This is a genomic window from Dyella choica, from assembly GCF_003977665.1.
GTDB lineage: Bacteria > Pseudomonadota > Gammaproteobacteria > Xanthomonadales > Rhodanobacteraceae > Dyella_B > Dyella_B choica.
Genome location: NZ_RYYV01000010.1, coordinates 43,309 through 56,481 on the forward strand (window position 1 = coordinate 43,309; position 13,173 = coordinate 56,481).

A 13,173-nucleotide genomic window follows, 5' to 3' on the forward strand; every position below is an offset into this window, starting at 1 on the left:
TGCTCCGTGCGAACCTACGGGCGGTTAGCTCAGCGGTAGAGCACTTCCTTGACATGGAAGGGGTCACAAGTTCGATCCTTGTACCGCCCACCAAATCCCGATAAAACGGCGTGCTTCGGCACGCCGTTTTCGTTAGTGGGAGCTGGACATGCTCTACCCGTGGGTCAAGACATTTCACCTGTTGTTCGTGATTGCCTGGATGTCGGCCGTGTTCTATCTGCCGCGGATCCTGGTGAACATCGCCGAGGCGGGCGGCGATGCGGCCGTGCAGGCGCGTTTGTATCTGATGGGGCGGCGTTTGTACCGCTTCGGGCACAACCTGTTCGGTTTGGCCTTTGCGCTTGGACTGACGCTGTGGCAGGGCTGGCGCGTATTTCCCCGCCAATTGCCGAACGTCACCGCTTCCATGCACTGGATCGACGCCAAGCTGGGGCTTGTGGCGCTGCTGCTGGCGTATTTCGTGTGGATGGGGCGCGTGCTCAAGCGTGGTGAAATGGGCGGGGCATTGCCGTCGGCGCGTACATTGCGCCTGTTGAACGAGCTGCCCGTGCTGGTATTGCTGGGCGTGCTGTACCTGGTGCTGGCGAAACCGTTCTGACTCGCAGGCCGGGACGACCATCGTAGGCTGGGTTGGAAAGCCCGGCATTGCCATGCATAAATCCGCGCGATGCTGGAATTGTCATTCCGGCCTACGCGGTGATGTGATGGTATTCGCGGTACCACTTCACGAACTTGGCCACACCTTCCTCGATCGACGTGCTCGGTGCGTAGCCGACATCGCGCCGTAGCGCGGATACATCCGCCCAGGTGTCGGGGACGTCGCCCGGTTGCATCGGCAGCAGGCGTTTCTCGACCGTGCGGCCCAGGTTGTGCTCCATCAGTTCAATGAAGCGCATCAGCGGTACCGGCTGGTCATTGCCGATGTTGTACAAACGGTACGGCGCGCTCGACGCGCCTGGATTGGGCTGGGTCGCATCGTAATTCAGGTCGGGCTGGGCCACGCGATCGAGTGTGCGGATCACGCCCTCGACGATGTCATCGACAAAGGTGAAGTCGCGGCTGTGGTTGCCGTGATTGAACACGTCGATCGGCTCGCCGCGCGTGATGCGGTCGGCAAACAGGATGGGCGACATGTCCGGTCGCCCCCACGGTCCGTATACGGTGAAGAAGCGCAGGCCAGTGGTGGGCAGGTCATACAAATGGCTGTAGGTATGGGCCATCAGCTCGTTGGCTTTCTTGCTGGCCGCGTACAGGCTCACCGGATGGTCGACGGCGTCTTCCACCGCGAACGGCAGTTTGCGATTGGCGCCATAGACGGAACTGGAGGAGGCGTAGACCAGGTGCTCCACCTGGTTATGCCGGCAGGCCTCCAGGATGTTGACGAAGCCGACCAGATTGCTCTGCACGTAGGCCTGGGGGTTCTTCAACGAATAGCGTACGCCGGCCTGGGCGGCCAGGTTGGCCACGCGTTCGGGCTGGAAGTCGCGGAACAGCCGGTTCAGCGCCACTGCATCGGCGACGTCGCCACGCGCATGCGTATAGTTCGGGTGCCCGGCGAAGCGGGCCAGGCGGGCTTCCTTCAGCGCCGGGTCGTAGTAGTCGTTGTGGTTGTCGATGCCTTGAACCTGATCGCCCCGGGCCAAAAGACGTTCCGTGAGGGCGGCGCCAATGAAGCCGGCCGAGCCGGTGACGAGTACACGCATCGGAAGTGTCCTTATGTTGAGGTAGCTATTGTATAGCTGGCTGGTCGTCGCTCAATTGACACGGCCGCCGCGCTAAACTAGCGTTCGCTTTTCGAATCAGAGACAAGGTGGCCCGCGCCCAAGCGCCGGCCGAGTGTGCGACATGGCAACTACGAGCTTCCAGCACTGACCCTGCCACGCCTTGTGTCCCATACAAAAAAAGGGCGCGCGGCGCCTTTATTTTTGTCCGTCGTCCGAGCGGACAAGGGCAATACCGGCCACCCGTGGCCGGAGGGTTGATGAAGAGTCGCCATCCAGGCGGCAATCGCAAAGACCGGCCATCCTTGGCCGGACTCTTCAAAAAAGCACGCTTCGCTTGGGAGCGTGCGGACTTAGGTAACGACATGATCGAAATCACGCTACCCGACGGCAGCAAACGCCCCTTTGAACATCCCGTCACGGTCCAGGACGTGGCTGCCTCCATCGGCGCCGGCCTGGCCAAGGCCACGCTGGCAGGCAAGGTGGATGGCAGGCTGGTGGACGCCGGCTTCACCATCGACCACGACTCCAGCCTCGAAATCGTCACCGAGAAAAGTCCTGATGCGTTGGAGATCCTGCGCCATTCCACCGCGCACCTGCTGGCGCAGGCCGTGCAGCGCCTGTTTCCCGGTGCGCAGGTGACGATCGGTCCGGTGATCGACAATGGCTTCTATTACGATTTTGCGTACGAACGCCCCTTCACGCCCGACGATCTTGAGAAGATCCAGGCGGAGATGGAAAAGATCGTGAAGGAACAGCTGCCCGTGACGCGCAGCGTGAAAACGCGCGACGACGCGATCAAGTTCTTTCGCGGCATCGGCGAGGAATACAAGGCCGAGATCATCGAAAGCATTCCGCAGAACGAGGAGCTTTCGCTCTACACGCAAGGCGAATTCACCGACCTATGCCGCGGTCCGCACGTACCCAATACGGGCAGGCTGCGCGCGTTCAAGCTGATGAAGGTGGCCGGCGCGTATTGGCGAGGCGATTCCAATAACGCCATGCTCACGCGCATTTATGGCACGGCATGGCTGAGCGACAAGGACCTGAAGGCCCATCTGCATCAGCTCGAGGAGGCCGAGAAGCGCGACCATCGCAAGATCGGCAAGGCGCTGAACCTGTTCCATCAGCAGGAAGAGGCGCCCGGCATGGTGTTCTGGCATCCCAACGGCTGGGCCATATGGCAGACGGTGGAGCAGTACGTGCGTGGCGTCTATCGCACAAGCGGCTACCAGGAAGTGCGCGGGCCCCAGATCATGGACGTGAGCCTGTGGAAGAAGTCCGGCCACTGGGACAACTACCAGGAAAACATGTTTTTCACCGAGTCGGAGAAGCGCACGTACGCGCTCAAGCCGATGAACTGCCCTGGCCACGTGCAGATCTACAACACCACCTTGCACAGCTACCGCGACCTGCCGGTCCGCTACGGCGAATTCGGCGGATGCCACCGCAACGAGCCGTCGGGCGCCCTGCACGGCATCATGCGCGTGCGTGCGTTCACGCAGGACGACGGTCACATCTTCTGCACGGAAGGGCAGATTGAGTCGGAAGTGACCGCCTTCCACCAGCAGGCCATGCAGGTGTACGCCGACTTCGGCTTCGACGATATAGCGTTGAAGATCGCCCTGCGCCCCGACAAGCGCATCGGTAGCGATCAGGTATGGGAGCGCGCCGAGGATGCCTTGCGCGCCGCATTGCGCGCGGCCGGAGTGCAGTGGGAAGAACTGCCGGGTGAAGGCGCGTTCTACGGCCCGAAGATCGAGTACCACATGAAGGATTCGATCGGCCGCGCCTGGCAGGTCGGCACCATGCAGGTGGATTTCATGATGCCCGAGCGCCTGGGCGCCGAATACGTGGACGAGCACAGCCAGCGCCGGCATCCGGTCATGCTGCACCGGGCCATCGTAGGCTCGATGGAGCGTTTCATCGGCATCCTGATCGAACACCACGCCGGCAACCTGCCCGCCTGGCTGGCGCCGGTGCAGGCCCAGGTGTTCAGTATTACCGATGCCCAGTCGGACTATGTCCGGGAGGTGGCGCAAACCCTTGTCGACAAAGGTTTCCGCGTGCATGCCGATTTGCGCAACGAAAAGGTCGGCTATAAAATCCGCGAACATACGTTGCAGAAAGTACCCTACCTGCTAGTGGTCGGTGATCGCGAAAAGGCTTCGGGCACTGTTTCCGTGCGTACGCGCTCGGGAGAAGACCTCGGTAGTATGCCGTTGGCCAGCTTCATCGAACGCCTGGAGGCCGAGACGCGGCGCTGATGAAGCCGCCCGGCCGATGTGCAACAGGTTGTTTTGACAGCCTGTTGAGCAGGCCACGGATGGCCTGTCGCGAATCGGGCACGTAAGTGCTTGATTCGTCGGAGCCGGATTCGGACACGTGCCGAACTCGGCGAGTTGAGGAGGTGCAGGAAAGCACTTCCCCAACAATCCTATAAATACTTCTGGAGGATAGTGGTATCGCCACCACAGAAACTAAGGGCAACCGCCGCAACCATGAAATCCGCGTACCGCGCGTGCGCGTGATCGGTCCGGATTCCGAACAGCTCGGCATCCTTACCCGCGACGAGGCGCTGCGCGCAGCCGAGGAAGCCGGGCTCGACCTGGTCGAGATCCAGCCTAACGGCGATCCGCCGGTCTGCCGCATCATGGATTACGGCAAGTTCAAGTTCGAAGCCCAGAAGAAGGCCCAGGCCGCCAAGAAGAAGCAGAAGCAGGTCGAGATCAAGGAAGTGAAGTTCCGTCCGGTCACGGACGTGGGCGACTACCAGATCAAGCTGCGCAACATGCTTCGCTTCCTGGAAGAGGGCGACAAGGTCAAGGTCACCATCCGCTTCCGCGGCCGCGAGATGTCCCACCAGGATCTCGGTCAGGAGCTGGCTACGCGCATCCAGAAGGATGTGGGGGAGCAGGGCGTGGTCGAATCCTTCCCGCGCCTGGAAGGCCGCCAGATGGTGATGATGATCGGGCCCAAGAAGAAGTAAGCCCGCCGGCGGCGGGCTGGCCGTGTAGGCTGGGATGACCGTCCCAGCATGGCCATGTAAGCCGTACCGCGAAGCTGGGATCGTCATCCCAGCCTACGCCGCGATGGGTCTGGCTTTGGGCCCCCGACCTCCGTATAATCGTCGGTTCGACCCGCAAGGAAGGGTCGTGAACCGATGCTGGCAGGACGGAAAGCGCAACCCCACGGGGTCGCCGCCAGATCAGTCAGAAACCGGGGCTGCTCGTGATCGGGCAGGCACCCCATCAAGGAGCATTCAAATGCCCAAGATCAAGACCAACCGCGCGGCGGCGAAGCGTTTTCGCAAGACCGCGTCCGGCAAGTTCAAGGCCGGCCATGCGTTCAAGTCGCACATCCTGACCAAGAAGTCGACCAAGCGTAAGCGCAACCTGCGCGCCACCAACCACGTCAAGGCATGCGACACCAAGGGCGTCGCACGCATGTTGCCGTATCTCTGAGCGGGAGGACCTGAACCATGGCTCGTGTTAAGCGTGGCGTTACCGCCCGTCGTCGTCACAAGAAAATCATCGGCCGCGCGAAGGGCTACTACAACGCCCGTCGCAAAGTCTTCCGCGTTGCCAACCAGGCCGTCATCAAGGCCGGTCAGTACGCCTATATCGGCCGCAAGCAGAAGAAGCGTCAGTTCCGCGCCCTGTGGATCGTGCGTATCAATGCGGCAGCCCGTCAGTTCGGCCTGTCCTACAGCCGCCTGATCAACGGCCTGAGCAAAGCCGGCATCACGGTGGACCGCAAGGTGCTGGCCGACATCGCCGTGCATGACATCAAGGCTTTTGGGGCCATCGCAGAAAAAGCGAAGGCCAGTCTGGCCGCTTGATCGTCAAGCACTGACGAGATGATGTGAATCAAGCGGGGAGAAGGCCTTAAGCCTTCTCCCCGCTTTTTTTTGTTTCAGCTTCTGGCCTCTCCTGCTTGGGAGAGGAGAAGAACGGGAGTCGCATCGATGGAAGATCTGGACAGCCGCGCCGGCCAGGCGCTGGCCGAAATCGACAAGACCGACACGCTCGACGCGCTCGACGCGTTGCGTGTAAGCCTGCTCGGCAAAAGCGGCATCGTCACCGCGGCGCTGAAGGTGCTCGGCACGTTGTCGCCGGAAGAGCGCAAGACGCGCGGCGCCGAAGTGAATCGCGTGAAAGAGCGGCTCAGCGACGCGCTCGGTGCACGTAAGCAGGTACTGGAGCAAGCCGAACTCGATCGCCGCCTGGCTTCGGAAAAGCTCGACATCAGCATGCCTGGGCGCAATGGCGAGCGTGGCGGCATTCATCCGATCACGCGTGCACTCGAGCGCATTGCCGCGATCTTCGCGCGTCTGGGTTATCAACGTGCCGACGGTCCGGAAATCGAGGACGACTGGCACAACTTCGAAGCGCTAAACTTTCCGCCGCATCATCCGGCGCGTGCGATGCACGACACCTTCTACTTCGGTGACGGCCGTCTGCTGCGCACGCACACCTCGCCGGTGCAGATCCGTTCGATGAAAGGGCGGCAGCCGCCGATCCGCATCATTGCGCCCGGCAAGGTGTACCGCAGCGACTCCGATCAGACGCACTCGCCGATGTTCCACCAGATCGAAGGCCTGCTGGTGGACGAAACTTCCAGCTTTGCCGACCTGAAGGGCACGCTGGCCGAATTCGTGCGCGCGTTCTTCGAGCGCGATTTCGAAATGCGCTTCCGTCCCAGCTACTTTCCTTTCACCGAGCCGTCGGCCGAAGTGGATATCCGCTGGGACGCTGAGGACGGCAGCACGCGCTGGCTGGAAGTGCTCGGCTGCGGCATGGTGCATCCGAATGTGCTGAAGAACTGCGGCATCGATCCGGAGCGCTACACCGGCTTTGCCTTTGGCCTGGGCGTGGAACGCTTTGCGATGCTGCGCTACGGGGTTTCCGATCTGCGCGCGTTCTTCGAGAACGATCTGCGCTTCCTCAAGCAATTCGCGTAATCGAAGCAGGAATCGGCACGCATGAAATTTTCGGAAAACTGGTTGCGGCACCATGTGCCGACGAACGCCTCGCGCGGCGAGCTCGCTGCTACTCTAACGGCGATAGGCCTGGAGGTTGAAGACGTTACCGCGCTGGGCGAAGCGCTGGATGGTGTGATCGTCGCGCGCATCGTCAGCGCGCGAAAGCATCCCGAGGCCGATCGCCTGCAGGTGTGCGAGGTCGATACCGGTAACGGTGTCGTCCAAATCGTCTGCGGCGCGCCGAACGCACGCGCTGGCCTGATCGCTCCGCTAGCCATGGTGGGTGCTCAGCTGCCCGGTGGCATCGCGATCAAGGCGGCGAAGCTGCGCGGAGTGGAGTCGTCCGGCATGCTGTGCTCGGCCAAGGAGCTGGGCATTGATCCAGACGCATCGGGTCTGCTCGAACTCCCTGCCGACGCGCCTGTTGGCATGCCGTTGGCCACGTATATCGGCCTGCCGGACGCCACCATCGAGATCAAATTGACGCCTAATCGCGCCGACTGCTTCTGCGTGCGCGGGATCGCCTTCGACGTTGCGGCGGCGCTTGATGGAAACGTCATTCCGCTGGACGCGGAGCCCGTGCCGGCCCAGAGCGATGCCACGATGAAGGTTTCGCTCGAAGCGGGAGCGCGCGTGCCTCGCTTCACGGGTCGTGTCATCGATAACGTGAATGCTACGGTCCAAACGCCCGTGTGGATGGCCGAACGGTTGCGTCGCAGCGGTCTGCGCCCGGTCAGTTTCCTGGTTGACGTCACGCAGTACGTCATGCTGGAGCTCGGCCAACCGATGCATGCGTTCGACAAGGACACGTTGGAGGGCGAGATCGTGGTGCGTCCGGCGCGTAAGGGCGAATCATTGGCCTTGCTTGATGGCCGCACGGTCGAGCTGGACGAAGATTTTCTGGTGGTCTCCGATAGCCGCGGCGGCAGGGCAGTGCATGCGGTGGCGCTCGGAGGCATCATGGGAGGGCTGGATACGCGCGTCACCAATGCGACGAGTAATGTCTTCCTCGAAGCCGCGCACTGGATTCCCTCGGCGATCATCGGCCGCAGCCGCAAGCTGGGCATGTTCACGGACGCCGCGCATCGTTTCGAGCGTGGCGTCGACCCGCAACTGCCCGGCATCGCCGTCGAATACGCAACTCGGCTGATCCTCGATATCGCCGGCGGCGTTGCCGGCCCGCTGATCGACGTTACGCTGTCGGAGCATCTACATGCGCCGAAGCCCATTGTGCTGCGCCGTACTCGGCTGGCGCGAGTGCTTGGTCTGACCGTTGCCGACGGTGAAGTCGTACGCATCTTCACGGCGCTCGGCATGAAGCTCGAGCCGTTGGACGATGGCTGGCGAGTTACCGCACCGAGCCGTCGTTTCGACATCGAGCGCGAGGAAGACCTGATCGAAGAGGTCGCCCGTATCCACGGCTACGAGAATATCCCGACCCATACGCCCGCAGGCGCGCTGGCGCTGGTGACCGAGCCGGAGGCGCGCCTTAACGAGTTGGCCCTACGCGAACAGCTCGCAGCACGCGAATACCACGAAGCGGTGAACCTGGCTTTCGTCAGTCACACCTTGCTGGAGAAGTGGAGTTTCACCGAACAACTGGTGCCGCTCGCCAATCCGCTCTCCGCCGATCTGGCCGTGATGCGCCCATCGCTGCTGCCCGGTTTGATCCAGGCGCTGTCCCACAACCGCGCGCGCCAGCAGGATCGCGTGCGCCTGTTTGAAATGGGGCGAGTGTTCCATGAATGTGGGTCCCTCCACAAAAGCCCGACCATCCCTGGTCGGACTCCTCAAACAAGCAACATCCCACCCGTCGAGACCCCCAGCCTCGCCATCGTCTCCGCCGGTCATGCCCGCGCCGAGCAATGGGGCGAAGCGGCGCGGCCCTTGGATTTCTTCGACCTCAAGGGCGATCTGGACGCCCTGATCGCCTGGGGTGGCGAACCCCAGCGCTGGGCAGCCCATGCCGATGGCCTGCCGGGCTGGTTGCATCCTGGGCGAGCCGCAAGGGTCACCCGGGACGGAGAGACGGTCGGCTACCTGGGAGCCTTGCATCCGCGCTTGGCCAAGGAGCTGGACCTGAGCCCCGACGTGCACGTGCTGGAGCTTGCCCTGGATCCGCTGCTCGGGCGCCGCCTACCTAAGGCGCTGCCGGTGCAACGCTTCCCGTCCGTCCGTCGGGATATCGCCGTTGATGTCCCTGAACAGGTAAGCTGGTCACAGATTGAGCAGGCCGTCCGCGCGACCCTGGGCACCACCCTGGCAGAGTTGCGGCTGTTTGATCGCTACAGTGGAAAAGGGGTCGAAGCGGGCCGAAAGAGTCTCGCTATGGGCTTGATTTTGCAGGACGCTTCACGCACCCTTACCGACGACGACGCGGACTGCTGCGTACGCAATGTGGTGTCGGCGTTGGAGGCTGGATGCGAGGCGAAATTGCGAGGGTAAGATGGCGGCGCTGACAAAGGCGGAGATGGCAGAGCGCCTCTTCCTCGAGGTGGGCCTCAACAAACGAGAAGCCAAGGAGTTCGTGGACGCTTATTTCGAAGTGGTCCGCGAAGCCTTGGAACGGGGCGAGCAGGTGAAGCTGTCGGGGTTCGGCAATTTCGATCTGCGCCAGAAGAACCAGCGACCCGGGCGTAATCCCAAGACCGGCGAGGAGATTCCCATCTCCGCCCGCCGCGTGGTGACGTTCCGGCCGGGACAAAAACTCAAGGTGAGAGTCGAGGGCTATGCTGGATCAGGGGAATAACACCGAGCTGCCCGCCATCCCGGCCAAGCGCTATTTCACCATCGGTGAAGTCAGCGAACTGTGCGGGGTGAAGCCCCATGTGCTGCGCTATTGGGAGCAGGAGTTCCCTGCGCTCAACCCGGTCAAGCGCCGCGGCAACCGCCGGTACTATCAGCGCCATGATGTGCTGATGATCCGGCAGATCCGCTCCCTGCTGTACGACGAAGGCTTCACCATCACTGGTGCGCGTGCGCGCCTGGAAGGTCCCCAGGCCCGCATGGAAGCCAGCATGTCGCACCAGATCGTGCGCCAGGTGCGCATGGAGCTGGAGGAAGTGCTGGCACTGCTGCGCCGCTGAACCACCCTATCGGCAGACCCGCCGGTACTGCTACAATTTTCTTCTTTGCTGGACAGTCGGGGCGTAGCGCAGCCTGGTAGCGCATTTGCCTGGGGGGCAAAGGGTCGTCGGTTCGAATCCGGCCGCCCCGACCAATTCGCAGTACCGATCAACGGCGCCTTGAGCGCCGTTTTTCGTTTCTCGGGATCGACGCGTTAATCTCGGCACAGCCCACCAGGAGCTGACCACCATGCCGTCGAACACCTGTCACCCGAATGCCCCGCACGTGAAGCTGCAGGCCCCTGACTGGTACATCTCCTCGCTGATGATGGACCGTGCGCTCGACGCCGTTCTGCGCCGGGTGAAGAAGCTCGACCGCAAGCACGACATTCCTTACCTCGCCGGCTACAGCCAGGACGGCAAGACCATCTACATCGATCGGCATTTGCCCAAGTCCTTCAGCTTCCGTGGGCGCATCATCGAGGTGGATCGCTTTCTGATCCTGCACGAGGAAGTGGAGAAGACGCTGATCGACCAGCTTGGCCTGCACTACCTGCATGCGCACCAGATCGCCACTCGCGCCGAGGAAGCTGCGGTACACGCGCAGCGTGTAACGTGGAAGGCATACGACCGCTTCATGCAGAAGTACGTGAAGAAGATCGGCGATGAACGCCTGAGCAAGGTACCGGCCGATCTCGATCTGAAGCCGTATCGCGACTATCACGACTATGACCTGCTGCACCGGATGGAGCAGCACCTCGCACGCGATAGATCACTCGCGTCAAACAGAAAGGCCGAGCTGAAAAGCTACGCAGCCGCCTTTCGCGAAGAATTGCACACGCACGCAAAGGCGGAAACTGTGGCCACACGCAAGAAGGCTACGGTGGCGAAGAAGGCTGCAGACCGCACCGCATGAAGCTGTGGTCTTCCGCCTAAACCTTGGCATCGCAGGCTACTCAAGCGCTGTCGACGTGCACCAGCAATTGCGCAAAGGCACCATCGCGCGTCAGCGCCGTGATCCGATGATCACCCGACTGCGGCAGCATGAATTGCATGTTTGCGTTGCCCAAGCTGCTTCCTTGCAGGCGCCCATCCAGTAGCCACTGCACTTCGCCGGTGGCGCCAAGGGCCTGCAAGGTCACGTGCAAAGGCTGTGTGCTGTTCGGTGCTTGTCGCAAGCGGGCGCCCTGGCTCAGTCCCGCAATGCGGATGGGACTGGCTACTTCGAGCGAATCCTGCGCACAGCCCGGCGCCAGTGGCGGCAAGGCGGATTGCGCGGCGTCGTCCGCACTCAACCAGGGCGTGGCCAAGGCGGGCCACCGTGCAATCTGCATGCTGTGCTCGCCTTCGCCATGGCATGTAGCGCTAAGACGTCGCCCTTTTGCGTCGACGCGCACGCTGAGCAATCCTGCCGACCAGGCAGTGATATCGCGCTCGGCAAAGGTCGGCGGTATCGCTCCATCCAGCGTCCATGCTTTGCGTCGTTGGCGGCATAGCACGGGCGGCGTGCTTGCGGCAGCGCCGCCGAGTGGCCAGCAGATGTCCACCTGCCGCACGCCAGCCGGTTGTACTGCATGCACTCGACTGCGGTCGATCGGCAGCATGTCGATCACTGCGAACATCAACGGCAACGAAGTGACCGCACCGTATTGGCCCGGCGATGGCGTGCCGTCGGGCCGCCCAATCCAAACGCCGATCGTCCAGCTGTCGGTCACGCCGACCGCCCAGGCGTCGCGATAGCCGTAGCTGGTGCCGGTTTTCCACGCGACCGCATCGTGCCGGCTGATCGTGCCTTCAAGAGGGGCGCCTGCGACATCGGCGGGATTGGTCGAAAGGATGTCGCGGATGATCCATGCCGCGCCAGGCGACAGCAGGCGGCGCGATTGCTTCGGTTGGTCCGCCAGATAGCGTGGGGCTCCGGCGATGCCTTCGTTGGCGAATGCCGTATAGGCCCCCACCAGGTTTTCCAGCCGTGTCGAAGCGCCGCCGAGAATGATGGAAAGATTCGGTTGCGCACCTGCTGGCAGCTCCAGATCGACGCCGCCGTTGGCCAGGCGAGCAACGAAACGATTCGGCCCGACATGGTCGAGCACATCCACCGCCGGCACGTTGAGCGACCGCTGCAACGCTTCCGCCGCGCTGACGGGACCGTTGAAACTGTCGTCGAAGTTGGAAGGTTTGTAGCCGCCGAAATCCTGCGGGGCGTCGGTCAGCAGGGTTTGTGAGGTGATCAGCCCGTCTTCCAGCGCAAGGCCATACAGGAACGGCTTCAGCGTGGAACCGGGAGAACGAGGCGCGCGTACCATATCGACGTGCCCCAGCCGCAGCGGATCGGCGAAAGCCGCGGTGCCGACATATACGCGCGCTTCGAGCGTGGCGTTGTCCACCGCCAGCACGGCTGCAGAGGTGCGTGGTGGCAGACGCGAAAGATAATCGCTGACGCGGTCCTCCACTGCGCGCTGCAGGTTGGCATCGATGGTCGTTACGATGCGTCGTGCTTGTGGCTGCTGCTGATGCAGTCGTTCGGCCAGCAGCGCGGCATCCAGCGGAGCGCGCAGTGAGCGCGCCACCACAGGTTCGATCTCGGCATCGTGCCATTGTGCATCACTCCAGATACCTTGGTCGCGCAGGCGCTTGAGCACCTTGTCGCGTGCGCGGCGCGCGGCTTCGGGATGGCGATCGGGCCGCAACAGGCTCGGCGATTGCGGCAATACCGTGAGCAAGGCGGCCTCCGCATGCGACAGCCGTGCGGCTGGCTTGCCCAGATACGCCCACGATGCGGCCTCCACCCCCTGGATCGGCCCGCCGAACGGAGCATGATCGAGATAGAGCTGAAGGATCTGGGCTTTGCTCAAATGCGCTTCCAGTTGCAGCGCGCGGAAGATCTGTACCAGCTTGCCGCCCACCGTATGCGGAATCGGCGCAACAATTCGCGCCACCTGCATGGTGAGCGTTGAACCTCCCGAGACGACGTGCCCGTGCCGCAACAAACCGAATGTGCCGCGCAGCAATGCATACGGGTTGATGCCGGGATGACGGTAAAACCAGCGGTCTTCGTAGGTGAACAGCGATTGCAGATAGAGCGGCGAGACTTGCCTGGCGGTAGTTGGATAGCGCCAGACGCCATCGCTGTCGGCGAAGGCGCGCAGCGGAGTTCCGTCGCGGGAGAGCACGACCGTGCTGCCGGTGTCGGCAGCGGGAAGGCGCAGCGGAAAGATGCGGTCAAGTACAGCGGCAACGAACAGCAAAGCGGTAATGCTCAGCAGCATCGCTCGAACCGAGCGACGTAGACGTTGCCGTATCCATCTTTTCCCCAGGGCAGGGGAGGAGTCAGGGTGAGGGGCGTGGTTTGCTGGAACTTTCATGCTTGCTGGCGGGTTTCCCTCTCCCCGGCGGGGAGAGG

General features: G+C 62.5%; 12 protein-coding genes and 2 tRNA genes. 12 read left to right on the top strand and 2 right to left on the bottom strand.

Annotation, left to right across the window (positions count from 1 at the left end; all coding sequences use genetic code 11):
• The first annotated feature begins 18 nt into the window (after nt 1–18).
• Nucleotides 19–93, top strand: a tRNA-Val gene (locus EKH80_RS14120).
• Nucleotides 94–148: 55 nt separating this feature from the next.
• Nucleotides 149–598, top strand: coding sequence for a CopD family protein (locus EKH80_RS14125; protein WP_126685425.1), 450 nt, complete (start codon nt 149–151; stop codon nt 596–598).
• 91 nt (nt 599–689) lie between these two features.
• On the opposite strand, the gene EKH80_RS14130 is transcribed toward EKH80_RS14125, so the two are convergent.
• A complete protein-coding gene (locus EKH80_RS14130; RefSeq protein ID WP_126685426.1) occupies nt 690–1,703 on the bottom strand; it encodes an NAD-dependent epimerase in 1,014 nt (337 codons plus the stop codon).
• 383 nt (nt 1,704–2,086) lie between these two features.
• Between EKH80_RS14130 and thrS the strand changes: the two genes are divergently transcribed.
• The 10 genes from thrS (at nt 2,087) to EKH80_RS14180 (ending at nt 10,686) form a co-directional block, all read left to right on the top strand.
• Nucleotides 2,087–3,988, top strand: coding sequence for a threonine--tRNA ligase (gene thrS, locus EKH80_RS14135; protein ID WP_126685427.1), 1,902 nt, complete (start codon nt 2,087–2,089; stop codon nt 3,986–3,988).
• 197 nt (nt 3,989–4,185) lie between these two features.
• A complete protein-coding gene (gene infC / locus EKH80_RS14140) occupies nt 4,186–4,710 on the top strand; it encodes a translation initiation factor IF-3 (RefSeq protein WP_329955487.1) in 525 nt (174 codons plus the stop codon).
• Between the two features lie 277 nt (nt 4,711–4,987).
• Nucleotides 4,988–5,185: a 50S ribosomal protein L35 gene (rpmI, locus tag EKH80_RS14145; RefSeq protein WP_019467379.1), complete on the top strand. Its 198-nt coding sequence runs from the start codon at nt 4,988–4,990 to the stop codon at nt 5,183–5,185.
• A 17-nt stretch (nt 5,186–5,202) separates the two neighbouring features.
• Nucleotides 5,203–5,562, top strand: a complete 360-nt coding sequence (gene rplT / locus EKH80_RS14150; protein WP_026635108.1) for a 50S ribosomal protein L20 — start codon at nt 5,203–5,205, stop codon at nt 5,560–5,562.
• A 126-nt stretch (nt 5,563–5,688) separates the two neighbouring features.
• Complete coding sequence (gene pheS / locus EKH80_RS14155; protein ID WP_126685429.1) at nt 5,689–6,684, top strand: phenylalanine--tRNA ligase subunit alpha; 996 nt, start codon at nt 5,689–5,691, stop codon at nt 6,682–6,684.
• A 21-nt stretch (nt 6,685–6,705) separates the two neighbouring features.
• Complete coding sequence (gene pheT / locus EKH80_RS14160; protein WP_126685430.1) at nt 6,706–9,150, top strand: phenylalanine--tRNA ligase subunit beta; 2,445 nt, start codon at nt 6,706–6,708, stop codon at nt 9,148–9,150.
• Nucleotide 9,151: 1 nt separating this feature from the next.
• Complete coding sequence (ihfA, locus tag EKH80_RS14165) at nt 9,152–9,454, top strand: integration host factor subunit alpha (protein WP_115477488.1); 303 nt, start codon at nt 9,152–9,154, stop codon at nt 9,452–9,454.
• A complete protein-coding gene (locus EKH80_RS14170) occupies nt 9,435–9,791 on the top strand; it encodes a MerR family transcriptional regulator (RefSeq protein ID WP_115493718.1) in 357 nt (118 codons plus the stop codon). Before ihfA ends, EKH80_RS14170 begins: the two co-directional genes overlap by 20 nt.
• Nucleotides 9,792–9,848: 57 nt before the next feature.
• Nucleotides 9,849–9,925, top strand: a tRNA-Pro gene (locus EKH80_RS14175).
• A 95-nt stretch (nt 9,926–10,020) separates the two neighbouring features.
• On the top strand, nt 10,021–10,686 hold the full coding sequence (locus EKH80_RS14180) for a hypothetical protein (RefSeq protein ID WP_126685431.1): 666 nt from the start codon (nt 10,021–10,023) through the stop codon (nt 10,684–10,686).
• A 40-nt stretch (nt 10,687–10,726) separates the two neighbouring features.
• Here EKH80_RS14180 and pbpC read toward each other — a convergent pair whose 3' ends face one another.
• A complete protein-coding gene (gene pbpC, locus EKH80_RS14185; protein ID WP_126685432.1) occupies nt 10,727–13,135 on the bottom strand; it encodes a penicillin-binding protein 1C in 2,409 nt (802 codons plus the stop codon).
• Nucleotides 13,136–13,173 lie beyond the last annotated feature (38 nt).

Bases quoted from the DNA above. Each gene is read 5' to 3' on its own strand.
- EKH80_RS14180 (WP_126685431.1), top strand. From the start codon at position 10,021: ATGCCGTCGAACACCTGTCACCCGAATGCCCCGCACGTGAAGCTGCAG.
- pbpC (WP_126685432.1), bottom strand. From the start codon at position 13,135: ATGAAAGTTCCAGCAAACCACGCCCCTCACCCTGACTCCTCCCCTGCC.
- EKH80_RS14130 (WP_126685426.1), bottom strand. From the start codon at position 1,703: ATGCGTGTACTCGTCACCGGCTCGGCCGGCTTCATTGGCGCCGCCCTC.
- EKH80_RS14170 (WP_115493718.1), top strand. From the start codon at position 9,435: ATGCTGGATCAGGGGAATAACACCGAGCTGCCCGCCATCCCGGCCAAG.
- ihfA (WP_115477488.1), top strand. From the start codon at position 9,152: ATGGCGGCGCTGACAAAGGCGGAGATGGCAGAGCGCCTCTTCCTCGAG.
- pheT (WP_126685430.1), top strand. From the start codon at position 6,706: ATGAAATTTTCGGAAAACTGGTTGCGGCACCATGTGCCGACGAACGCC.
- rplT (WP_026635108.1), top strand. From the start codon at position 5,203: ATGGCTCGTGTTAAGCGTGGCGTTACCGCCCGTCGTCGTCACAAGAAA.
- thrS (WP_126685427.1), top strand. From the start codon at position 2,087: ATGATCGAAATCACGCTACCCGACGGCAGCAAACGCCCCTTTGAACAT.
- rpmI (WP_019467379.1), top strand. From the start codon at position 4,988: ATGCCCAAGATCAAGACCAACCGCGCGGCGGCGAAGCGTTTTCGCAAG.
- EKH80_RS14125 (WP_126685425.1), top strand. From the start codon at position 149: ATGCTCTACCCGTGGGTCAAGACATTTCACCTGTTGTTCGTGATTGCC.
- pheS (WP_126685429.1), top strand. From the start codon at position 5,689: ATGGAAGATCTGGACAGCCGCGCCGGCCAGGCGCTGGCCGAAATCGAC.